Annotated in this window: 24 protein-coding genes; 12 read left to right on the plus strand and 12 right to left on the minus strand. The window is 50.3% G+C overall.

The window, feature by feature from the left end:
- Positions 1–3: 3 nt before the first annotated feature.
- From fliJ to OGV67_RS03855, 7 genes are read right to left on the minus strand one after another with little or no spacing between them, the layout of a single operon-like run.
- Positions 4–447 (minus strand): flagellar export protein FliJ, encoded by a 444-nt coding sequence (fliJ, locus tag OGV67_RS03825; RefSeq protein WP_071259993.1) that lies wholly within the window; start codon positions 445–447, stop codon positions 4–6.
- A 6-nt stretch (positions 448–453) separates the two neighbouring features.
- Positions 454–1,773, minus strand: coding sequence for a flagellar protein export ATPase FliI (gene fliI, locus OGV67_RS03830; protein WP_012133713.1), 1,320 nt, complete (start codon positions 1,771–1,773; stop codon positions 454–456).
- Positions 1,760–2,518 carry a flagellar assembly protein FliH gene (gene fliH, locus OGV67_RS03835; protein WP_115615039.1) on the minus strand — a complete coding sequence of 253 codons (759 nt, stop codon included), beginning with the start codon at positions 2,516–2,518 and terminating at the stop codon, positions 1,760–1,762. Before fliH ends, fliI begins: the two co-directional genes overlap by 14 nt.
- 3 nt (positions 2,519–2,521) lie before the next feature.
- The gene (locus tag OGV67_RS03840; protein ID WP_012133715.1) at positions 2,522–3,559 is read right to left on the minus strand and encodes a flagellar motor switch protein FliG; all 1,038 of its coding nucleotides are present in this window, start codon (positions 3,557–3,559) and stop codon (positions 2,522–2,524) included.
- Positions 3,531–5,222, minus strand: coding sequence for a flagellar basal-body MS-ring/collar protein FliF (fliF, locus tag OGV67_RS03845; protein ID WP_286464952.1), 1,692 nt, complete (start codon positions 5,220–5,222; stop codon positions 3,531–3,533). The genes OGV67_RS03840 and fliF overlap by 29 nt, the downstream gene beginning before the upstream one ends.
- 10 nt (positions 5,223–5,232) lie before the next feature.
- Positions 5,233–5,601 (minus strand): flagellar hook-basal body complex protein FliE, encoded by a 369-nt coding sequence (gene fliE, locus OGV67_RS03850; RefSeq protein WP_104869033.1) that lies wholly within the window; start codon positions 5,599–5,601, stop codon positions 5,233–5,235.
- Positions 5,602–5,620: 19 nt separating this feature from the next.
- Complete coding sequence (locus tag OGV67_RS03855) at positions 5,621–6,652, minus strand: sigma-54 interaction domain-containing protein (protein WP_049009539.1); 1,032 nt, start codon at positions 6,650–6,652, stop codon at positions 5,621–5,623.
- A 510-nt stretch (positions 6,653–7,162) separates the two neighbouring features.
- Here OGV67_RS03855 and OGV67_RS03860 point away from each other — a divergent pair.
- From OGV67_RS03860 to OGV67_RS03890, 7 genes are read left to right on the plus strand one after another with little or no spacing between them, the layout of a single operon-like run.
- Positions 7,163–8,047 (plus strand): FliM/FliN family flagellar motor switch protein, encoded by an 885-nt coding sequence (locus OGV67_RS03860; RefSeq protein WP_071259999.1) that lies wholly within the window; start codon positions 7,163–7,165, stop codon positions 8,045–8,047.
- Positions 8,040–8,438, plus strand: coding sequence for a flagellar motor switch protein FliN (fliN, locus tag OGV67_RS03865; protein ID WP_012133720.1), 399 nt, complete (start codon positions 8,040–8,042; stop codon positions 8,436–8,438). Before OGV67_RS03860 ends, fliN begins: the two co-directional genes overlap by 8 nt.
- The gene (gene fliP / locus OGV67_RS03870) at positions 8,435–9,187 is read left to right on the plus strand and encodes a flagellar type III secretion system pore protein FliP (RefSeq protein WP_047458650.1); all 753 of its coding nucleotides are present in this window, start codon (positions 8,435–8,437) and stop codon (positions 9,185–9,187) included. Before fliN ends, fliP begins: the two co-directional genes overlap by 4 nt.
- Before the next feature lie 2 nt (positions 9,188–9,189).
- On the plus strand, positions 9,190–9,462 hold the full coding sequence (gene fliQ / locus OGV67_RS03875; protein ID WP_012133722.1) for a flagellar biosynthesis protein FliQ: 273 nt from the start codon (positions 9,190–9,192) through the stop codon (positions 9,460–9,462).
- A 6-nt stretch (positions 9,463–9,468) separates the two neighbouring features.
- Complete coding sequence (gene fliR, locus OGV67_RS03880; protein WP_012133723.1) at positions 9,469–10,242, plus strand: flagellar biosynthetic protein FliR; 774 nt, start codon at positions 9,469–9,471, stop codon at positions 10,240–10,242.
- Complete coding sequence (gene flhB, locus OGV67_RS03885) at positions 10,242–11,375, plus strand: flagellar biosynthesis protein FlhB (RefSeq protein ID WP_012133724.1); 1,134 nt, start codon at positions 10,242–10,244, stop codon at positions 11,373–11,375. The genes fliR and flhB overlap by 1 nt, the downstream gene beginning before the upstream one ends.
- Entirely contained in the window at positions 11,362–13,458 is a 2,097-nt protein-coding gene (locus OGV67_RS03890) for a flagellar biosynthesis protein FlhA (protein ID WP_012133725.1), read from the plus strand. Before flhB ends, OGV67_RS03890 begins: the two co-directional genes overlap by 14 nt.
- Before the next feature lie 60 nt (positions 13,459–13,518).
- Here the strand turns inward: OGV67_RS03890 and OGV67_RS03895 are convergent, their stop codons facing one another.
- Positions 13,519–14,508: a lysozyme inhibitor LprI family protein gene (locus OGV67_RS03895; protein WP_012133726.1), complete on the minus strand. Its 990-nt coding sequence runs from the start codon at positions 14,506–14,508 to the stop codon at positions 13,519–13,521.
- A 168-nt stretch (positions 14,509–14,676) separates the two neighbouring features.
- Between OGV67_RS03895 and OGV67_RS03900 the strand changes: the two genes are divergently transcribed.
- Positions 14,677–14,934 carry a hypothetical protein gene (locus tag OGV67_RS03900; RefSeq protein ID WP_024130634.1) on the plus strand — a complete coding sequence of 86 codons (258 nt, stop codon included), beginning with the start codon at positions 14,677–14,679 and terminating at the stop codon, positions 14,932–14,934.
- A 126-nt stretch (positions 14,935–15,060) separates the two neighbouring features.
- Here OGV67_RS03900 and OGV67_RS03905 read toward each other — a convergent pair whose 3' ends face one another.
- Together OGV67_RS03905 and OGV67_RS03910 are read right to left on the minus strand one after the other, a co-directional pair.
- Positions 15,061–16,521, minus strand: a complete 1,461-nt coding sequence (locus OGV67_RS03905) for an EAL domain-containing protein (RefSeq protein WP_200003489.1) — start codon at positions 16,519–16,521, stop codon at positions 15,061–15,063.
- A 232-nt stretch (positions 16,522–16,753) separates the two neighbouring features.
- Positions 16,754–17,098, minus strand: coding sequence for an anti-adapter protein IraM (locus OGV67_RS03910; protein ID WP_047458657.1), 345 nt, complete (start codon positions 17,096–17,098; stop codon positions 16,754–16,756).
- Positions 17,099–17,409: 311 nt separating this feature from the next.
- Between OGV67_RS03910 and OGV67_RS03915 the strand changes: the two genes are divergently transcribed.
- A complete protein-coding gene (locus tag OGV67_RS03915) occupies positions 17,410–17,940 on the plus strand; it encodes a hypothetical protein (RefSeq protein WP_012133729.1) in 531 nt (176 codons plus the stop codon).
- Between the two features lie 115 nt (positions 17,941–18,055).
- Here the strand turns inward: OGV67_RS03915 and cueP are convergent, their stop codons facing one another.
- Together cueP and OGV67_RS03925 are read right to left on the minus strand one after the other, a co-directional pair.
- Positions 18,056–18,604, minus strand: coding sequence for a copper-binding periplasmic metallochaperone CueP (gene cueP, locus OGV67_RS03920; protein WP_012133730.1), 549 nt, complete (start codon positions 18,602–18,604; stop codon positions 18,056–18,058).
- Positions 18,605–19,295: 691 nt separating this feature from the next.
- Positions 19,296–20,051 carry a helix-turn-helix domain-containing protein gene (locus OGV67_RS03925; protein WP_115615043.1) on the minus strand — a complete coding sequence of 252 codons (756 nt, stop codon included), beginning with the start codon at positions 20,049–20,051 and terminating at the stop codon, positions 19,296–19,298.
- 106 nt (positions 20,052–20,157) lie between these two features.
- Here OGV67_RS03925 and OGV67_RS03930 point away from each other — a divergent pair, with 106 nt between their 5' ends.
- The 3 genes from OGV67_RS03930 (at position 20,158) to OGV67_RS03940 (ending at position 22,773) form a co-directional block, all read left to right on the plus strand.
- Positions 20,158–20,541 carry a nuclear transport factor 2 family protein gene (locus OGV67_RS03930; RefSeq protein ID WP_225622040.1) on the plus strand — a complete coding sequence of 128 codons (384 nt, stop codon included), beginning with the start codon at positions 20,158–20,160 and terminating at the stop codon, positions 20,539–20,541.
- Between the two features lie 773 nt (positions 20,542–21,314).
- Entirely contained in the window at positions 21,315–21,893 is a 579-nt protein-coding gene (locus OGV67_RS03935; RefSeq protein WP_024130637.1) for a fimbrial protein, read from the plus strand.
- A 181-nt stretch (positions 21,894–22,074) separates the two neighbouring features.
- Positions 22,075–22,773 (plus strand): fimbrial biogenesis chaperone, encoded by a 699-nt coding sequence (locus tag OGV67_RS03940; RefSeq protein ID WP_115615044.1) that lies wholly within the window; start codon positions 22,075–22,077, stop codon positions 22,771–22,773.
- Positions 22,774–22,791 lie beyond the last annotated feature (18 nt).

Here is a 22,791-nt window from a genome sequence, read left to right on the forward strand (position 1 = left end):
GCGCTATCGTTGACGAATCAGACGTTGTTGACGCAGCCAGCACTGGGCAGAGAGTGAATCGGTCATTTTCTGTTCCCGACGGTTGATTTCAGCCTGCCGGTCAGCGCGTTTAGCGTCGAGAACCAGCTCAATGCTTTTTTCCCGCTTCGCCTCCGCCAGCAGGTTGCCCTGAATTTTTTGCGCTTCCAGGCGCGCCAGCGCCTGTTCCTGTTTTTGCCAGTCGATAATGCGTTGAATGTTATGTTTATATTTCGACTGGTTAATCATCATGGCCGCACTGTTGGCGCTCTGGGACACCAGACCCGCAGCAAGCGACGTCAGCGTATCGATATTTTTCTCAAACCGTTGGCACAGCTGGTTTTGCGATGCCAGCTTCGTGCTTAAGTCTTCTACCGCGCGAGTGCGCAGCAGGTGAAGTTGCTCAAGCGTAGAAATCAGTTTGCTCATCGTGCATTACCCTGCCTGCGCCAGGGCGCACAGATCGCTGATTGTCGGCTCAAGCAGCGCGGCATCCTGGACTTCCTGTTGTAAGAATTGATTGATCGCGGGCGAAAGACGTACCGCTCTGTCTGCCAGCGGATCGGCGCCTGCAACGTATCCCCCCAGCGGGATCAGCGGTTTAATACTTTGGTATTCGGCATACAGCTGTTTCAGCGTGCGGGCGGCGAGCTGGTGCTCACGCTCCGTCACCTGACTCATACAGCGGCTGATAGACTGGCCGACATCAATCGCCGGATAATGCCCGGCCTCGGCAAGGTGGCGCGAAAGCACGATATGCCCGTCAAGCACCGCGCGGGCGCAGTCCACAATCGGATCTTGCTGATCGTCCCCTTCCGCCAGCACCGTATAGATCGCGGTCATCGATCCCTCGCTTTCGCTGTTTCCGGCGCTTTCAACCAGCCGCGGGATCATCCCAAACGCCGACGGCGGATAGCCTTTGGTCGCAGGTGGTTCGCCAAGCGACAGGGCGATTTCGCGCTGCGCCATCGCGTAACGCGTGAGGGAATCCACCAGCAGCAGAACGTCTTTCCCTTTATCGCGGTAATAGCTGGCAATGGTGTGGCATAACTCGGTGGCTTTAATGCGCATCAGCGGCGATTCATCCGCTGGCGCGGCGACAATCACCGACTTCGCCAGCCCTTCAGCCTGCAAAGCATTTTCAATAAACTCTTTGACTTCACGGCCTCGCTCACCGATCAGTCCTACCACCACGACTTCCGCCCGGGTGTAACGCGTGATCATGCCGAGCAGAACGCTTTTACCGACGCCGCTGCCCGCCATCAGCCCGACGCGCTGGCCTTTACCAATAGTCAGCAAGCCGTTGATGGCGCGAACGCCAACGTCCAGCGGCGCATGAACAGGCTGACGCTTAAGCGGATGCACCTGCGGAAGCTGCTGTGCTAACAGCGTATCTCCGCCGAGCTTTCCTTTATTATCAAGAGGTTCGCCAAGACCGTTTACCACGCGTCCCAGCCACTGATCGCCGATCATAACCCCTTCAGTTTTGCCTGCGGGAAACACGCGTGCGCCAGCGATCAGGCCAGAGGGATGCTTGAAGGGCATCAGGTAGGTCACGTCACGATCAAAGCCAACCACCTGCGCATCCATCATCTCCTGATCGACGCTTTCAACGTGGCACATCTGCCCTACCGCCAGACGACAACCGACGCACTCCAGCAGAATGCCGTTGACCCTGACCAACCGCCCGGCGACGCGCGCCAGATCGATCTGCTCGATAGAGCGCAGCGCCTCTTCAAAATCAAGGCTGCTCATGCGGCGATTCCGGCAGCAAACTGTTTTTCAGTACATCTACGCACTGATCGAGACGGTGCTGACAGCCCACATCCATCTCCGTGGTATCGGTGATAACGCGGCACTCTCCCGGCTCCAGAGAAGGATCGGCAACCAGTCCCCACTCACGCGCTTTCTCCGGTTCGGCCTCGCTGATGCGCATAAATTCTTCGCTGTTCAGCTGAACACGCACCTGCTCCGGCTGATGCGGCAGGCTGGTCAACGCCTCTTCCACCAGCGCCAGCAGTTGCGTCGGGTGCAACGCCAGTTCACAGCGGATCACCTGGCGGGTCACTTTTTCCACCAGTTGCAGCAACTCTTCGCGGCGACGCTGCTCGTAACGCTCCAGGTAGTTCCGCACCTCTGCGGTCAGGCGCTCAAACGGGGCGGCGGCGTCCAGGAACTGTTGGCGCGCCTGCTGTTTACCTTCAATCAGCCCTTTGCGCATCCCTTCGTCAAAACCAAGACGAATACCTTCCTGGTAGCCCTCTTCCCGGCCTTCTTCCATCCCTTGGGCAAACCCCCGGTTCATCCCTTCCTGGAACCCCTCTTTTACCTGTAACTGGTAGTCGGCGGGGTCCAGCGTCGGTGCGGCGTCTTCATCAGCGACAACACCGGCAGGCATCCTGCGATTACGCAGGGGCGGGAAGCGGTATAAGCGCGGCTTAACCACCGCCTGGCGGCTGGTGGTCAGGGCATCCAGCGGTAAACTCCGTTTCTTGAACATGGTTTACTCCACCGTCTGCTCGGCAAACAGTTGCACCTGAATTTCACCTTCTTCAGCCAGCTGGCGCACAACCTGCATGATCTCTTTGCGCACCTGCTCTATACGGCTGATCGGCACTGGCCCCAGGCGGGTCGTGGTGCTTTGCAGCAGCGTGACCTGGCGTTTTGGCATCACGTTAAAGATGGCCTGACGCAGAACCGGCTCCGTCCCTTTCAGGGCTACCGCCCACTCTTCGATCGGGATTTCATCCATCAGACGCTGCAACGTCACCGGCGTCTGACGACTGAGAATGTAGAACTCGTACATCTCGTCTTTCAGATCTTCGACCACTTTCTCGTCGCGCTCGCGCAGTTGATCCAGCAGCTGTTGCTGATTGCTGGGGATACGGTTAACGATGTTGGCGGCATGTTTGAGGCCAATCACTTTTGAACCATGCTCGGAAAGCACCGCGACGCCGCGATCGATCAGTCTGTCCAGTTCGTCGATAACGTCACGGTTGATGTCGTCCAGACGCGCGACGCGATAGATAATTTCATCCTGCCGTTCTTGCGGCAGAACGCTTAACACGCTGGCGGCAATATCCGGTGGCAGGAAGGCGAGAAAAACGGCCTGGAGCTGGAGATGTTCCTGCTCAATCAATGCCGCCAGCTGTGGGATATCGACCCATTGCAGGCGTGCCATACGGTAGCGAATTTCATCGCCGTAGATACCGTTGATCACGCTGCGGGCAATCTCACCGCCCAACGCTTTTTCCAGAATGCTGCGCAGATACGTGCGTGAGGCGCCGTTGATCCCGCTTTGTTCGCGGTAATCAGAGAAAAAATTGTTCATTGCCAGACGCGCCTGATGCACCTTCACATCATGGAGACGCGCCATCGTTTCGCTCAACAACATAACCTCTTCGCGGTTCAGCTTCTGCATCACCTGCGCGGCGGCCTCTTCGCCTACGCTCATCAGCAGGATCGCCGCCTGCTCCAGACGGCTGCGCCCGGCTGAGGCTGAGTGGTTTTTATCATTCCGGCTTACTGTTGCTTCGGTCATTGCTGTTGATCCATTGTTTCAGTACTTCTGCTACGCGCTCGGTTTCGCTCTGGGCCAACAGCTGGAGGAATTCCACCTTGGCTTCCAGGCCGGAGCTTTGCGGCGGCAGCAGATCTTCATTATTGTTGAACGCCGCTTTCGACAGGCTGGCGAACTCGTCATCGTTCATCACCACCCCATTGTCAGGCGCTTCCAGCTCTTTCTTCGTCGCCTCGCCATCCAGGGTGATCGGGTCGCGACGTCCAAAGCGCTGTACCAGCGGGCGAACGCCAAACAGCAATGTCAGCAAGGCCAGCAGCCCAATTCCGCCATTCTGTCCCCAGTACTGCATGGAAGGGTCTTGCCACCATTTCAGGTCTGGCATGACATCGTCTGCCGGGGCCGTGAAGGTCAGAACATCCAGCGTTAAGGCATCGCCGCGCGCTTTTTCGATACCCGCCGCGCTTTCCACCAGGCGCGTCATCGACGTCAGTTGTTCCGGCGTAATTTTCGCCAGCGCAGGAGCGGCCTGGTTCAGCACCACCGCGACACTCAGTTTTTCCAGCTTGTAACCCGGGTGGCGGATATGGCGAATATCACGATCAAACGCGTACTTACGCTGTTCCTGGCTGCGGCTGGAAAGCGAGCGCGGGTCGGTGTTATTCGCGGCGTTTGCAGCGTTTTCAGCGGGCGGATTGCCCTCCGCCGGGTTGGCGGGAGCCTGCGGCGTCGGGTTGACCGGACGGTTACTCAGCGAGCCGGGAATGCCAAACGCCATTTCATTGGTGGTGTTTTCCTGGCTCAGTTGTTCATCGCTGACGCGCGGATCTTTACCCAGCCGTTCCTGAGTCTCTTCCACACGGCTTAAATCTACGGTCGGCGCAACGCTGATACGGAAGTTGCCCGGCCCCACTAACGACGTCAGCAGGCTGGTGATATTTTTCGTGGTATCCTCGCGAATGCGCTGCATGACGTCATCGCCCATGCGCTTGCTCGTCATGCCGCCATCCGTGCCTTCGATGCCGTCAGACAACAAATTACCGCTCTGATCGACCACCCGCACCGCGCCAGGCTGCATACCCGGTACGCTTCCGGCCACCAGTTGAATGACAGAAGCGACCTGCTGCTCATCCAGTTTTCTGCCATAGTGCAGTTGCACCATGACCGATGCGCTGCTGGTCGGTTTATTGGTCAATACAAAGGAGCTGGACTCGTTAAGCCCAAGATGGACGCGCGCGTTTTCCACGGGGTCCAGCGCCATAATGCTCTTCGCCAGTTCCCCTTCCAGGCTGCGTTTGTAACGGACATTCTGAATAAACTGGCTGCTGCCGAGCATCTCTTCTTTGTCCATCAACTCGTAGCCATCGGGCGTCGCCGCGCTGATGCCTTTTGCCGCCAGCGCCATTCGCGCCTGCGGCAGTTTGCTTTCGCTCACCAGAATCTGGCCATTGTCCGGGTTAATGCGGTAAGCGATGTTTTCTGCCCCCAGAACGTCCACCACCTGTGACACCGGCAGATGTTCCTGCGAACCATAGAGCGCGACATAACCCTGATTGCGGTTCCACAGCGACAGAATAATCGCGGCCGCCAGCACCACGCCGCCCACAATCGCCATGAGCTGGGGCTTATTCAGACCGGATGGCACCGACACGGAAGGGAGACGACTTTTAATCTTAGTAAGCACGGTTAAAACCTTAGAGCGGAATATTCATTACTTCGTCCAGTGCCGTGGTGAGCTTATTACGCACCTGCATCATGGCCGAAAAAGCCACGCTGGCTTTCTGACTTTCGATCATCGCACCGGCTAAGTCGTCGCTCAGCCCCATATCAATCGCTTTTTGCTTTGCGCCTGCGCTGTGTTGAATCGCATCGACGTTATCGATAGCGTTATTCAGCGCGCCCGCAAAGGAAATCGGTTCACTGACGCCAAACGCGTTGCTGGCGGGAGCGATAGTTAAAGAAGCGTCAACCGAACCGGCTGACGCTAATGAAGCGGTCTGCTGCATTCTGTCCAGCAACGCCTGGTGTGTCGTGTTGATGCCTGCGGCAGTAATCTTATCCATTCATCAATCCTTCCTGGCCTCAGGAATAACATTCAATATCAATACCCTCGTCGCGCATGGAGGCGAGACGATAACGTAGAGCGCGTGGGGTGATGCCTAAAAACTCTGCGGTTTTGGATTTGTTGCCTTTATGGCGTTTAAGCAGATCGATGATGTACTGGTATTCCGCCAGCCGTCCGTGCAGTTTGACATCGCGGATCGACGGGTTGCCCGTCTCCTGCTCGCGATAGGCAGGCATCATTTCGATAACCGCCGCTTCAGGCTGGGAAGCGCGAACGGCCAGGCCAAAGTCGGCGGCGTGAATCTCTTCGCCGTTGCACAAAATCATGCCGCGCTGAATCACATTCTCCAGTTCACGGACATTACCCGGCCAGTCGTATCTGAGCAGGACGGTACGCGCCTCATCGCTCAGACGCAGATCGCCTTTATGAAAAGCGCGGTATTTAGTGATAAAACGCTGGGCCAATGGCAGGATGTCCTGCCTGCGTTCACGCAGCGGCGTAATATGAATAGGCACGACGGAAATACGGTAGAAAAGATCCTGGCGGAAACGGCCTTCGGCAATTTCCTGCTGCAAATCTTTATTTGTAGAAGCGATCAGGCGAATATCCAACGGAATACGCTTATGGCTTCCCAGACGTTCAACTTCCTGCTCTTGCAATACGCGCAGTAATTTTGCCTGCAACGCCAACGGCATATCGCCAATCTCATCAAGCAGCAGCGTGCCGCCATTAGCTTGCTCAAATTTACCGGCAACGCTCGCAACAGCGCCGGTAAACGCGCCTTTCTCGTAACCAAATAAAATGGCTTCCAGCATACTCTCTGGAATAGCTGCACAGTTAACGCCGACATACGGGGCGTCACTGCCGCAGGCATTCTCGTGAATGTATTTGGCGATACACTCTTTCCCTGTTCCCGTTTCGCCCGTAATCAGTACTGATACATTATACTTAGCAACGCGACGCGCTAACGACATTACGCTAACGCTGGCAGGAGAAACGGCGATAAAGCCATTTCTATTACGATCTTCGCATTCAATGATAATACTCATTTAGGTGTACCAACAGAAAAAACAAAATAAGAAATATGCTGTTCAGCCATTATTCAAAGCATCTTTTAAAAACATCACAAACCCAGTTTGTTAATGGGTTTTTATAAGATGTTAATAAAAATAAACAGTTTTTTTAACTCATGAATCAGGCAACTTTCATAAAGTAAAGGCAGTATACGTAGCGAATAGGAATTGTCTTGTTTTTAATGGGTATTAAAATATTAATCTATAAAAATCAATAAATTAAAAAAGTTATTAATGAGAAAATTCCTAGAGAAATAATAGATTAATAACCCCTGGATGCTTGCAATAGCAGGGTTAAGATTGTCTAATCTACATCCTGACGTAATGTGTGATAGTTTTCGACAGCGACGTTTCTTCTGTGTTGTTCAAGAGCGACACATAATTTTTAAAACTCAAATACCTCCAGGAAATTTTACGGTTCACGCTACACAACAACCAAAAAGTGGCGTTATTTTTCATCTAAACTTTTGGTAACCAGGAATAATCATGAACCCTGCATCACAGCGAGTCAGAATTCATCAGAGAAAGGATTTACCTTCTCTGGTAAAGCTCGACACCAGTAAACTCGGTCGGCCGTGGCACAAGTTACCCAAGTTGATGAATGACAGTTTTGACATACTTGATGCACGCCTGAGCATTTATTTTCTGAAGAAACTCCGTGTTAATGCCGCGTTGAAGTCGATGACCTTCGCAATCGACCAGCAATATAAGAATGCGCAGGTTTTTTCGACGCCTTACGGAAATGTCGCCTTTGTTATTGATCGCATCTTATTGCTGAACATCCTTCATGATTATTACGGTTTAAGTAAAGACAGCAGCCATGTTGCGCCAGATGAATCGTTGCGCGTGACAAAAACAGAAGAACGCCTGAGAAGTAAACTGGGTCAGGAACTCACGCAACTGGTGATTTGCAAAGAAACCTTTGGCGAAAATCTCGATATTAAGGTCGATTATTCAACGGTCATTAGCCACTGGTCCTGGTGCATTACCTTTACCCTCGAAGGGTACGATCACGGCTCTTTTACCATTCTGCTCGATCACCACCATGTTGATCAGATGCTGGCGATACTCCGTTCGCCAGATGCGACCGATAGCCGCGCCGTGAAAAGCGTGCCGCTGAGCCCTGCGCAGATAGAACGGTTGTTCGACAGTCTGCCGTTAAAACTGAGCGGGCGTCTGGCCAGCCTGAACCTGACCGTCGCCCAGATTTCCGATATTAAACCCGGGGATATCATCCCCATCGCCATTAACGAACCTTTACCGGTATTTATCGGCAAAGAACAGATTTTTGAGGCTGCTATCGTTGAAGATCGTAGCAAGCTGTTTTTGTGCGATATCTATGATAAGACAACCGAGAAGCAATATGAGTGATTTGCAACACGAGCTAAGCCAGTCTCTTGACCTGGATGACCTGAACCTTAGCGATATGACGCAGGAAGACACCGTCGAAGGGAATATCCGCCTGGATTTGCAGCCTGAAACGCGCAACACCGCGATGACGGATATCCGTAAAATGGCGCTGTTTAGCCGCATTCCCGTGACGCTGACGCTGGAAGTCGCTTCCGTAAATATCTCGCTTGCTGAATTAATGTCAGTCAACAGCGATTCGGTGGTCGAACTGGACAAGATGGCGGGCGAGCCGCTGGACATTAAAGTGAACGGCATTCTGTTTGGTAAAGCAGAAGTGGTGGTGCTCAACGATAAATACGGCCTGCGAATCATTGAATTCAACGCCAAAGAACTCGGTGAGCTCACGCGATGAACCGCTTGTTTAACAGAAGCGGCATCGCTCTGCTGCTCCTGGGTCTGCTTGTCGCACAACCGGCACTGGCTGCAAATGGCGACATTACCCTCTTTAGCACCGCCGCCAACGGCGCAGGTCAGGATTACAACGTTAAAATTGAGATCCTGATCCTGATGACCCTGCTCGGCTTATTGCCGATCATGGTGCTGATGATGACCTGTTTCACCCGCTTCATTATCGTTCTGGCGATTCTGCGCCAGGCGCTCGGGCTGCAACAAAGTCCACCCAATAAAATTCTTACCGGGATTGCGCTGGCGCTGACATTGCTGGTGATGCGCCCGGTCTGGACCACGATTTATACTGACGCCATTGACCCTTTTCAAAAAGATGAAATCACGCTGAAACAGGCGCTGGCGAAGGCGGAAGTGCCGCTGAAGAACTACATGCTGGCCCAGACGAACAATAAAGCGATGGCGCAAATGATGAGCATCGCCGGGATCGAGGGCGATGCGCGCGAGCAGGATCTCACGATCGTGACTCCGGCCTATCTGCTGAGCGAACTGAAAACCGCCTTCCAGATCGGCTTTATGATCTATATCCCCTTCCTGGTGATCGACCTGATTGTCGCCAGTATCCTGATGGCAATGGGGATGATGATGCTCTCGCCGCTGATCGTCTCGCTGCCCTTTAAGCTGATGCTGTTCGTCCTGTGCGATGGCTGGACATTGATCGTCGGTACGCTGGCCTCCAGCGTTCAGGGTCTTTAGCGATGATGAACATGGACACAGCAGGCGACATCATGGCGACCGGCATCCATCTGGTGCTGCTGATTTCCGCCGTCGCCATTATTCCCAGCCTGATTGTCGGGCTGTGCGTCAGTATTTTTCAGGCCACCACGCAAATTAACGAACAGACGCTGAGCTTTCTGCCGCGACTGGTCGTCACCCTGGGCGTGCTGATCTTCGCCGGTAAGTGGATGCTGACGCAACTGGTGGATTTTACGATCCAGATCTTTCACCAGGCGGCGGCGCTGGTCGGTTAAGCGGCGATGGGAATCGATATACAGGCGCTGTTCACGCCGCTGATGGCTCTGGTGCTGCCCTTTTTCCGCATCCTGGCGTTTTTGCAGTTCGCGCCCGTGCTGGACAACCGGGCTTTTTCCCGTCGCATTAAGATTGCCGCAGCGCTGGCGCTGTCGATCATTATCACCCCTATGCTGCCCAATAATGTTGTGCTCAGCGAACTGCTTTCGATGCGCACCGTCTTGCTGATCGGCGAGCAGCTCCTGTGGGGATTCCTGTTCGGCATGGCGCTCCAGCTCGTCTTTGTCACGCTGCAAACCGCCGGGCATATTCTGTCGATGAACATGGGGCTGGGGATGGCGATGATGAACGACCCGGTCAACGGCAGCTCCACTACGGTGATTTCGCAGATCATTTATGTTTTCTGCGCACTGCTCTTTTTCATCATGGATGGGCACCTGCTGCTGGTCACGATTCTGTTCAAAGGCTTTAGCTACTGGCCTATTGGTCAGGCGATTAACCAGCCAACGCTGACGCTGATTGTTCAGGGACTGGGCTGGATTATGGCATCTGCGACGCTTATCGCGCTGCCGACGACGTTCGTCATGCTGATTGTGCAGGGCGGATTTGGCCTGCTAAACCGCGTTTCACCAACGCTGAACCTTTTCTCGCTGGGTTTTCCGATCAGTATGCTGTTTGGGTTGCTCTGTATCTCGATGATGGTGACCAACATTCCTGATCACTATCTCAATCTCACCAATGAAATACTGGCGAAGCTCGACGCCATAAGGGTGTCGTAATGTCCTCCAGCGGCGACAAAAGCGAAAAACCCACCCCCGGAAAACTGCGCAAAGCGCGTGAAAAAGGCGACCTCCCGCGCTCAAAAGATCTGACGATGGCGGCGGGACTGCTGGCGTCGTTTTTCACCCTCGCCGCATTTCTGCCCTATTACCAGCAGTTAATCCGTGAATCGTTTGCCGCTGTCGGTGAAATGGCGGGCAGGCTCGACGATCCCACGGCGCTGAATCAGTTTATGCTGCTGAACGTCTGGGTTGTACTGCGCTTTATCGCAACGCTGATTCCGATTCCGCTGTGCTGCATAGTGGCAAGCCTGGTGCCTGGCGGCTGGATTTTTACCCCCACAAAACTGAAGCCGGATTTTAAAAAGCTCAGCCCCATCAGCGGCATCAAGCGGATGTTTTCCGCCAGCCACTACACGGAAGTCGGCAAGATGCTGCTCAAGTGCGGCATTATTCTTACCGTGTTGTACATGATGGTGCATGACTCCATGCACGCTCTGCTGCACCTGCAACAGCTTTATCTTCGTCAGGCGATCGGACAAGGGTTTGCCATTTTTCGTCACGTCTTCAGCTACTTCATCGCCGTTATCGTCATTTTCGCCCTGCTGGATGTACCGCTCAGTAAGTTCATGTTCACCAAAAAAATGCGCATGACCAAACAGGAAGTGAAAGAAGAGTATAAAAACAACGACGGTAATCCACAGATTAAAGGACGCATCCGCCAGCTTCAGCGTCAGATGGCGATGGGGCAAATCGCGCGAACCGTACCAACGGCAGACGTTATCATCACCAACCCGACGCATTACGCCGTTGCGCTGAAATATGATCCACAGCGTGCCGAAGCCCCTTACATCGTTGCTAAAGGAATCGACGATGTTGCGCTCTGGATCCGTGAAGTGGGCGCTAATCACAATATCGAGGTGGTGGAATTTCCGCCACTGGCGCGGGCAGTTTATTACACCACCCGCGTTAACCAACAGATTCCCACACAGCTTTTCCGCGCTATTGCCCACGTACTGACCTACGTCATGCAATTAAAATCCTGGCGCGAAGGCAACGTGGAACAAAAGCCCCGCCTGAACAGGCAAATCAACATTCCTCAAGAGGTACTGAAAGCCAATGGCGAACAGTAAATTGCGCAACGCGCTGAGCGTGCTCCGTCAGGGGCAAGTCGGCGTGCCTATTCTGCTTCTCTGTGTGCTGGCAATGGTTATTTTGCCGTTGTCGCCGCTGATGCTGGATATTCTGTTTACCTTTAATATCGTCCTGGCGGTCATCGTGCTGCTGGTATCGGTGAATATGCAGCGTCCGCTGGACTTTGCGATTTTCCCGACGCTGTTGCTGATCACGACGTTAATGCGTCTGACGCTGAACGTCGCCTCTACCCGCGTGGTGTTGCTGCACGGTCATGAAGGCGAAGGCGCGGCGGGTAAGGTCATTGAAGCCTTTGGTCAGGTGGTCATCGGCGGCGATTTCGTCGTCGGTTTCGTGGTGTTTATCATCCTGATGATCATCAACTTCGTGGTAGTCACCAAAGGGGCGGAACGTATTTCCGAGGTTTCCGCGCGCTTTACCCTGGATGCGCTGCCGGGCAAACAGATGGCTATCGACGCCGATCTGAACGCGGGTCTGATTAACCAGCAGCAGGCCCGAAACCGCCGACAGGAAGTATCGAAAGAAGCAGACTTCTACGGTGCGATGGACGGCGCGTCGAAGTTTGTTCGCGGTGACGCCATCGCCGGGATCATGGTGCTGATCATCAACGTGATCGGCGGTATCTGTATCGGTATTTTTAAATACGATCTCGATGCCAGCCACGCGTTCCGCCAGTACGTACTGCTGACCATTGGTGACGGTCTGGTCGCCCAGATCCCGTCGCTGCTGCTGGCGACTGCCGCAGCGATTATCGTGACCCGCGTCAGCGAAGGCAATGACGTCAGCGATGAGATTAAAATCCAGCTTCTCTCTCGCCCGAAGGTGCTCTATACCGCCGCTTTCGTGATGTTTATTCTCGCGATTGTGCCGGGAATGCCGCACATCGCCTTCCTGAGCTTCACCGCCCTGCTGCTGTTTGCCGCCTGGCGGCAGAGCAAAGCGGTGCAGCCCGCCCAGGAAGAGACGGATATGGAGGCCATCACCGAAGCCATCGCGCCGGATGCGACGCCAGGCGTCTCCTGGGAAAGCATTCCATTGGTGGAGCCCATTGGCCTGAATCTCGGCTATAAACTGGTCACGCTGGTGGATGAGTCGAAGGGCAGTCCGTTGTCACAACGTATACGCGGCGTTCGCCAGGTCATTTCCGAGCACTGCGGCGTACTACTGCCGGAGATCCGCATCCGGGAAAACTTCCGCCTGAAACCGGCGCAATACGCGATTCATATCAACGGCATTCGTACCGCGCTCGGCGAAGTCCAGGCTGAAAAACTGATGGCGATTCCCGGCACTGAATTGTACGGGGAGATCAACGGCATACTGGATACCGACCCCGCTTACGGCATGGCGATTGTCTGGATCGACCCGGAACAAAAGGCGAAAGCGCTGAATCTTGGTTATCAGGTGGTTGACTGCGCGAGCGTGGTGGCGACGCACGTCAACAAGGTCGCCCGCGAGCATCTGCCAGATCTGTTTAACTATGACGATATTACCCACCTGCATGCGCGCCTGGCGCTCCAGGCGCCAAAGCTGGCGGAGGATTTAAATGCCGCGTTTAACTACAGTCTGCTGCTGCGCATTTATCGCCAGTTATTGCTGGAGCAGATTTCACTGAAGGATATCGTCACCATCGCGTCCACATTGCTGGAAAGCGTCACCGTGACGAAAGATCCCGTGCTGCTGACCTCCGACGTGCGCTATGCTCTGCGCCGCGCCATCGTTCACACCATTAACGGCGATCGTCAACAACTCGCGGCCTACACCATCGACAGCCAACTGGAGAATATGCTGCTGGGCGCGCTCAACCAGGCGCAGCAGGCCGGAAAAGTGGCGCTGGATAGCTTCCCTGTCGATCCGAACATTCTGACCCAGTTGCAGACGACAATGCCGATGATTTACGAGCAGATGAAGGCGAAAGGGCTGCCGCCGCTGCTGCTGGTAACGCCGCAGCTACGTCCGGTGATCTCCCGCTATGGCCGACTGTTCGCCAGCGGGCTGCATATTCTTTCTTATAATGAAGTACCGGATGACGCGGATCTGAACGTCGTAGGGACGCTGGCATAACCGGCAGGAGATCGACAAAGGAGATCGCGATGACGATCTCCTTTCCCATAACGACAGGTTTTATTGATCCAGGTAACGCAGTTTCCAGCCAGCGAGCGTACGCGGCATTTTCTTGATATCGTTACCTCTGGTGCTGAAGTAGTACAACTGCATTTTTCCGGCGCTGTCGCGTTCTACCCTCGCCGCCCAGATATTGCTTTGCGTGTACATAATAATGGCCGTATGGTTGTTCGCCGCGCCACGCACCCACATAGAGACGACCGTTGCGCCGATGTTATCTATATCATCCTGATAAATGTAAACGTTGGCGGTATCCACAAACTTCTGGTAATCATCCCCCACCAGCGCGCGGAAGCGCTCATCCATTTTGGGGTCGGAGAAAATTCCCAGCGAGTACAGCGTCGCCTTCGGGCGAGGATCGTGATCCGAGCGCAGATAACGCCCATCAATAAATGCCCCCGTCGGCATCGAAATCCGGCATCCCCAGTCCGCGTTGCTGTAGACCTGAAGCGCGCCGCTTTTACGGGGGATAAACAGCAGTTTGCAATTACTGGTATCGGCAATACGTTCGACCAGCGCCATGCCGTACAGTTTTCGGGCTTCAGCCGTAAACTCATCTTTATTTAATCCCGACCAGACGCGAATATCCGTCGTGACTGACCATTCCGCGCTTCGGCTGAACTGGATCATTCCGCCACTTAAATTGGACACACTGGTGTTCCACCACAGCCCTTCCCAGTCAAAATCCGGGGCAACGTCTGAAATAGAACTGATGCCCTGATAGTAGGCACGCTCAATGCAGCTGTCGGAGGTACACGCCTGTAGCGACTTTTCCCATTCCTGGTACTTCTTGTGAACCTGTTGAGAAGGGTTTCTAACCAACATCGTGTGATAGATAACCGTCATCGTGCTGTCCAGCCAATGAAGATTGTCGTTGTTACAAATGGTGTTTTCTAAAGGCATAGAAGCACGCTGACAGTTAACCGCATAAGCGCTGGCAGCGGAGAATGACACAAGGAGTATCAGACAGTTAATCAGGCGACCAATCATTATGAATAATCTTTAACCAATACAGGGGCTTATTTTGGCTAAATTATGTTTTATTTGCAATAAGTCACAAGATTTTATTCACATTATGAATAATCACCTCCCTGATTTAAGTTGTTGCCGGTAAATGCCGCTTGATAACAATATGTGTTCCTCATGGATTGTTAGGTTATGAAGATAGACAGTAGTAATTACATGCTTTCGACACTCTCCTCAGGTTCGTCACAAAACGATGCCAGTCGCAAACCTCTCGGCATCACGCGTAACAGCGGGCAGGCCAGTCCACAAAGCGGCTACTGGCAATTGTCCAGCACCGCGGTATCGGCTGTAGTGAACCTAAAAAAAGGGGAAATGATGCCTTATTATCAGGGCTCGCCCGTGCAATGGCAGTTAATTCAGTATGATTTAGGTAAAGAAACGCCAGTCTGAATCATCGCTATACAGCATAATTATTATGAGCGGTAATCTGTCACGCACTTGAGATAGCTTATCGTTCATATCACGCCCCCTCCCCCGCGCAGAGTCCTTCAGGATATAATTCCTATAATCAGTATGTTACGTGACAACCTGATAACCTCTGATAAAGCGGATAAAATTCGCGAATGAAAGTGGCCGGGAGAAGAAATATCCCTGGAAGAAATCAACATTTTTAGATCGAAGATAATCAACCTGGTACTTATGCTCCACCCCTTCCGCAGTCGTTTGAATACGCATTCTTTGTGCCATCTCGACCACACAATCAACAAGCGGCGTATTTTTCCCTTCCGAAATCAGATTAATAAACATGCGACCTATTTTAATATTCTCTGGCCGCAGGCCAGTGATATAAGACAGGTTAGAAAATCCCGTGCCAAAGTCATCCAGCGACAGCCCGACATTATGAATCTTCATATAATCAATTTTATTGGAGATATCATCATTCACTTCGATCTCTCCACGCTCGGTGATTTCAAAAACAAGTTGCAGGTTCTGTTCGCGAAACACGCCTGAATACGTCCCGATGAATGAATAAAAAGAGTCCTTCACCAGATGAGCATGGCTGATGTTCAGGTTAAATTTAAAACCCGGTTTAAATACCGTGACCGAGCGTTGAATATCGATAACCACCAGATCCAGTAATCCTTTCGTCAGGTCGGCAATCAACCCGGCACGTTCTGCCACCGGGATAAAGATATCGGGAGAAACAGAACCCGCTTCACAATGTTGCCAGCGGGCCAGAACTTCCGCGCCAATCACGCGGTTTGTTTTGGCGCATACAATCGGCTGGTAGTAAGGCTGGATTTCATTTCTTCTGATGGCTACCGCAAGGTGATGAGGTAATGATGCCCGATGCGATAACAGTAACCAGAGCAATATGGATGATACGAGCGCGCTGGCGATAATCATCGCAATATAGCGCCATGAGTGGGCGATCACGGCCAGCGCATCCCCCAGTTCGGTTTTTCGCCAGGCAATCGTATAAAGTTTGTTATTACTTTCCGCTTTTATATAGTGTGAAAAATGCGACTCCTGCAAACTCCCCGGTTTAACGCCAGAGGCGGTTAAAATTTTATCGTTCATGCGTAAAACAATACGATCGCTGAACGCCATATTTTTGATGCGCTCAACAATAATACGCACATCAGAAGCCGCAAATATTCTTCCCGCCGGATAAGAAACATAAAGCATCATGATGAAATCATGCGGAGAGGTGATCACCCGATCAACCCTTATGCCCTGCTGTAAAGAGAGAGCAGGACTCAGGGTGTACCCTTTGTTGTAGAGTAGCGAGGAACAATAAATCGTATTGCCCTGCGTAAAGTTAAGCGACTGAAGATGCGGGTAGCGTGTGGGGATAATATTGAGCTTTTTTTCCAGTGTCGTATTACAGGGCTGACCCAGTAACGGTTGCGCCTGCGCAATCGCCAGTCGGGCATCGCCTAATACTTTATCGACGACAAAAGCCAGACTTTTGACCTCAGATTGCAGCAGCGCCTGCTTACTTTGCTGTACGCTCGTTAACTCCAGCCACAGCACGCTGGCAAATACCAGAAAAAACAGAAAGACAGAAGCTGTAAGGATTCTTTTATCTGATTTTGTTATAAACCTTAAAGACATATCAGGTCGCTTCTTTTCTACTCAGGGCACTCTGTATTCAGGCGACACAAAACCGGCCCGTCTTAAATGACAGCAATAAAAAGGATGGATACCCAATTTGCATGTAACGACGACGTTCTGCGATGCCAGAATAGTCACGCCATAAATTATTTTATCCGGTGACAGTCCTCGCGCCATACGGACAAAGCGTGAATACGCACCGCTGCTGTCGCGCACAGTGATTGATGGTAACAACGCCATTTCCCGGGCAATCAATTCGGTTATGAAAAGAGGCCCATAACGCATTGCTGTAGGGGAAAACGTGCAGGATTTTGATGTTTCTTTTTTTCCCGTTCGCCAGGACGCCTGAATCCTCCGGGGAGATAACGGAACCTGTGCGTAAAAAATAATCGCCCTTATACCACAGAATGAACTTAAGATTTTCCGCTCCGCTGGTCAGCGCAAAGGCGGTTCCCGTTGTCGGGCACACCAGGTTATTTTCGACGCTCCACTCCATAACAAACTCCTTTTGTTGTATGTTCGTCCATTAACGCCCTAAGAGAATTACTAATACTCTGCCTCATGTCTAACAGAAATAAGAAAAATCAAAAACCTTACGCTTGAACAGAAAACAAATACTTTATTTACACATTGACAAGGCGATCTGATTTGACTTAATGAAACATATCAGCTAACTCTGCATCTATTTTTTAAAATATCAACAGAATTTATAGCAATCACACAACATAAGATTTAAGTACGGGCCGGATTGTGTCGCAATGGTACTCAGGCAATTTGAGCAAAATAACAAATGAAGGAGTCTGATGTATGGATATAATATTTATTATCTCCTTAATCATAATTGGCTGCATCCTGGCACTGTCTGGAGGATGGATACTCATTCTGAAAGCCGAAGCTAAAATAGAACAAAAAATAATGGATGGGCTGGAACTCAAAAGGAAAGAGGATCAGAATAATAAAATTCTGCAAAAATATGAGGAGCTGTTAGCAATGGAAATCGAATGGCATACGTATCGAATATCCACCATTGAGTTTTTCATTACAAAAGTGAAGAGTAAAAGCGCCACAGAAACGCCGATAACACAACCGACAATAAGCGGCGACAGCAAACTTTACTCCAAAATAAAAGCATTAATATCTATTTACTTTCCGCATCTACAGGATGATTATAATACGCTGTGTAAAGTTTCAAACTGCTCTATCTATTTTGACTTTATCTACGGCAGATGTACCAGCAGCAATAAAGTCATTACCACACTGACAGAAAAGCGAGCGCAATTTAAATCGCTGTCTACGGAATTTCAAAACAAAATCCGAAAAGAAGTCACCATTACATGATACGTGATTCGCACCCGATGCGGGGCTGAGTCACCGGCAAGGGAATCGCCCTGAAGATAGAGACTGGCGAAGAATGCAGCACATCGTCAGTCATCTCTTCAGGCTGTTTATCCCTTTACGAGGCAGCGCGTAATTGCAGGTCGGTCAGGCAAGTCTGACTGTCATTCGCGGTTTTAAACGAATAAGCCGCTTTTTTCCCCTCATGACTGATTTCAATCATCCCCTCAGTGTTACGCGGCAGCCATAACCCGATAAAGCCATTCTGATAACTTTTCATTTTCTTATGTATCAACACCGTACCGTTCCGATCTGTCACGTTCACATCAAACCAGGTGTCCGGCATTTCTCCCTGGCAACCTGAAAGACTGTGGTTAAAACAGGGATGGGTTTGATATTCATAAGGCGCCAGCGAGAGATAAAATTTCTCACCCAGCGGAAAGGTGTACGTTTCGCCATTCGCCGACAGTTTCAGATCCGTGCTGGTCACAGAAGCGGTATACGGTAAAGGACGCGCCTGAGGGTTTTGATCGATAGCATCCACCATTTGCTCAACCGATTTTCCCGCCAGCCCGCGCTCAGCCAAAAACGCCGTTTCCTGCGTCGATGCCATTGAGATATTACTTAGTGCAATAAATAATAATAAAGACTGAATGATTTTCGGCATAATTATTATCCTTGTACGAATTGTGTTTCACAATTATACGTCTTTTCAGGAAGAAGAAGACAGGCGCACATCAGGTAAAGTTTAGAAAAGATCTGTATGAGCGTGCTAAATAAGCAAAAAAATGAAAGACATGCAGTCCAATAAAAAAGAGTTCAAGTGACCATATCACAATTATGAACTTTTCCCTGTAAAATATATGTTATATAAACAACTAACTGATAACATGTCAACACTGATAAAAGCGTAATACATCAATGTAAACAGAACACGCCTGAGTCCAGAGTCTCATTTATTCTCTCCGGTACATTGTTCTTGCATCTTAAATCCAATGAGAAAAAATAATAATCTTGACAAGATAATTACACAGCATAAATATGAGCAATAAGAAATAAAGGCATAACCTTATAAGCATAAGGAATATTTATGAAAAGGGAACTGTTAAACATAAAAAAAACAGGAAGAAATAAAATAGACCACGACCTTAACTTAAAAATCAATGTCTTTAAAACGTTGCGACAAGAAAATGTCCTGATGAAGGATTATATTAATCTTCTGGAAAACAGAATTATTTTTCTGGAAGGCGTCATTCTGGAGAAAACGAAGAACAAATCATAAGATTCTATTATACAGGCAGGGATGTCTGACTCCGTGTGCCTTGTCGCATAAGTGACTCTATTTATGCGACCTTTTTTTAAACCACATTCGTACCATGACCGAAACGCAGATAGAACTGCCCTGGCGTCATTCCCATAAAACGCCTGAACACGGCAATAAATGCACTCACATTCTCATAACCCGCTAATTGCGCGGCAAGGCTGACAGGCTCTCCGCGCAGTAAATATTCCAGCGACAAAATGACTTTCGCTTTTTGCTTCCACTGACCGAATGTTAATCCCGTCTGCTGTATAAAAAGGCGGCTCAACGTCCTGACGCTCAGCCCGGCCTGTTTCGCCAGCTCTGCCTGACTCCGCGTACAGGCTCTGTCGGCCAGTATTTTTTGCGCAATCTGTCTGACCCTTCTGTCGTCGGGAAGGATCAATTGTGAAGAGAGCGCATCAGCATAGCGAATCTCATCGACCATAACCTGCAACAGGTGAGCCAGCCGCTCTGAAGGCTCTCCGATGGTTCCCTCCCCACAAATTTTCTCAAGCAACAGCAGTAAAAAAGGCGACGCTGCCCGAACGCACGGTGAGGAGGGAAAGACCCCGCAATATTCCACGCTGAAGTGCAGACTGGCGCCATATGCACTCACCGGCATCCACGCGCAATGGGGTAACGACGGCGGAAGCCACCCTACCGAACCGGGCGTCAACGCCCACTGCCCTTGCTCCGTTTCGACCATCACTATGCCACGCGTGATCCAGTACAACTGCCCGCCAGGGTGATGGTGCCACTGAGTCGTATGCTTAGAGGAGTGATGTAAAGGTTGAATGCTTTCTATCATCATGGCCGATTTAACGTATTTATTGTCTTACTACGGTTACTTTGCCACTTCAGTCTGAGGGTAATCTTCCCTGTACACAATCACGATGAGGAAGAGAACATTGAAAAATATGATGCAACGCGTTGCTCAGGCGCTTGATGCCGTTATTTCCCGACCCGGGCACGATGAACACACTATCGAATCATTTTTCACGCCCGATTATCGCCAGACGGTAAATGGCATCGACCTTGATTACGATAACTTCGTCACGCACATGGCAAAACTAAAACAGGTTACTCGTACCATGAAGGTGAACATTCTGGCCATCGCTCAGCAGGGCAATCACGTTCTGACCCATCACCTGGTGACCGTCATCAAAACGAACGGCGAACAGGCACAAACCGAAGTCTTTGCCTGTTTCACATTAGAAAATGGCCGTATTGCTGCCTGTCAGGAATTAACCCGGTTAATCAGCGGCGCCGAAGAAGATAAAATGCTGGGAAGTCTGCGGTGATCGGGAGCGAATTAAGGGACAGATAAAGGCCGGAATGCAACGACAGAACGCAGCCCCGCCTATAAAAATACGGAGTTTGCGGTATATAACAGTCCCCATATGGCAAAGCCGTACACTCTGCTCCCCTGCCATTGCACTATTTAGTTAGCGTCAGTGCGTACCTGTAAGAATAAGCAGCAATCCCCCTCCACTCTCCTTTTTATTAAAACGCCATTTTATATTGCATGCCTGGGCGTTTTTATCCCTTTTGCTCATCCTCTTCACCCACTTTCATTTTAATAAATCTTATTAATTAAAATAATCCACCCTGAATAATGAAACAAAAATAAAACAAACAAAGAACATTTAACTACTTTTCTTTATAAATATAACATTAGCGCGCAAAATATTCTCTTTTTTTGTCGTTACCTGATTGTGTAAATCAATATTACTGAATGTAAGCATCAGATTTTTTCCATTTTGCCTTTCGTTTTATAAGAATTTTAAAATTTAAAGTTACATCTCAGTTACACGATCAGTGCCATATGCTGATAAACAAGAAAAAAAACCAAAACAGCAGACTTATACACTTAATTTAAGTAAATTCTTAAACTGATATTTTAAGATTGTGTTACATCAATTAGGATCATCACCTAACCTGATGGAAATAATGATGCAGGCTCCATTTTTCCGTTTTCAGGGATTTTACGGATGTAGACAGCAAGACCAGGACGGTTTTGTGACATGAAATGTTCGTCCCCAGGACGGGAGCAAACATACTGGAGTTAATATCAATGAAAAAGCTCGCTATCTCTTCTTTCGTTATCGCGTCATCCTTCGCAGCCTTTAATGTCAGCGCTGCAACCGAGGCTTCTGGCGGTACTATCACCTTTACCGGCCAGGTTACTGATACAACCTGTACAATTAACGGCGGAAACTCTGCTGACCTGACGATTCCATTAGATCCCATCGCCGTTAGCGATGCATCTACCGCAGGTCTGATCCAGAAAAACCGTAAACAATTTACTCTGGAATTTACCGGCTGTACTTCTGCTTCCCTGGGGCAGGACGATGGCGCGGGAAATAAAAATACCCTGAATCTGATCCTGAGTTCAGACAGTATTTCTAACGATGGTCTGTATCTGAACAACACACAGTTGAGAACCGACGGCACGAAGAAAAACGTGGGTATCGCACTCAGCACGCTGGCCAATAGCCAGACGCCGCTGAACCTGCATACTAACCTTGATACGAATGTTGAAGGTGATAGCGCCACTGTCGATCTGTATGCGAACTACTATAAAGTCGGTTCAGACGCTGCCGATACCGGTGCCGTTAACACCATGCTGACTTATACCGTCGCGTATTTATAAGCAACGGGTTAATTTACTCATATAAATAAAGAGCCTGATCCGTCATTATTGACTTATTGTATTCGCGAATTATTTTCACCTTCTGGTGAGGTATTCTTATACCTGCAATTCAGGAGGGAAGAGAGAAAATAAACGCGACCAGGTATATTGATTAGATTAGGCTCTCTTTTTTCAGGTTAATATGAAACGTTCTCTCATTTTTCTAACGCTTATTGCCTTCAGCTTTAGCAGTCTGGCGAATGTTATTATTAGCAATACCAGGGTTATCTATCCTGAAGAACAAAAAGAAACAACGGTTCAGCTGATTAACCGTGGCAACAGTCCGGCGTTAATTCAGGCCTGGATAGACGAAGGTAATCCAGACTCTACGCCAGAAACCGCTCAGGTTCCCTTTTTGCTGACGCCGCCAGTGGTGAAAGTTGAAGGCGGTAGCGGCCAGCAGCTGCGCATTCGCTATACCGGCTCAGCCAACGCGCTGCCTCAGGACAGGGAATCCGTTTATTACCTGAATGTGCTGGATATTCCGCCAAAACAGGAAAATATTGATGGCAAAAACACGATGCAAATCGCCATTAAGTCGCGCATCAAATTATTTTATCGCCCGACCGAACTCACGATTCCGGCCAGCGATTTACATAAGTATTTATCGTTTAGCGCGCAGGGTAATCAACTTGTCGCCACAAACCGGGCTCCTTATTTCGCATCGATTGCCACAATGAGTTCACGAGGTAAATCTCTTACTGGCGAACCGAAAATGATTGCGCCATTGTCAACACTGACAATACCCACGACAGGGGCGGTTTTATCGGGGCAGGCTTTGGATATTCTGTTAGTTGATGATTACGGTTCATATCAAAAATATTCATTCACCACAAAATAATATAATAATGTCCAAATG

The sequence above is a fragment of the Citrobacter sp. CK188 genome, assembly GCF_030333525.1.
Taxonomy (GTDB): Bacteria; Pseudomonadota; Gammaproteobacteria; order Enterobacterales; family Enterobacteriaceae; genus Citrobacter_B; species Citrobacter_B koseri.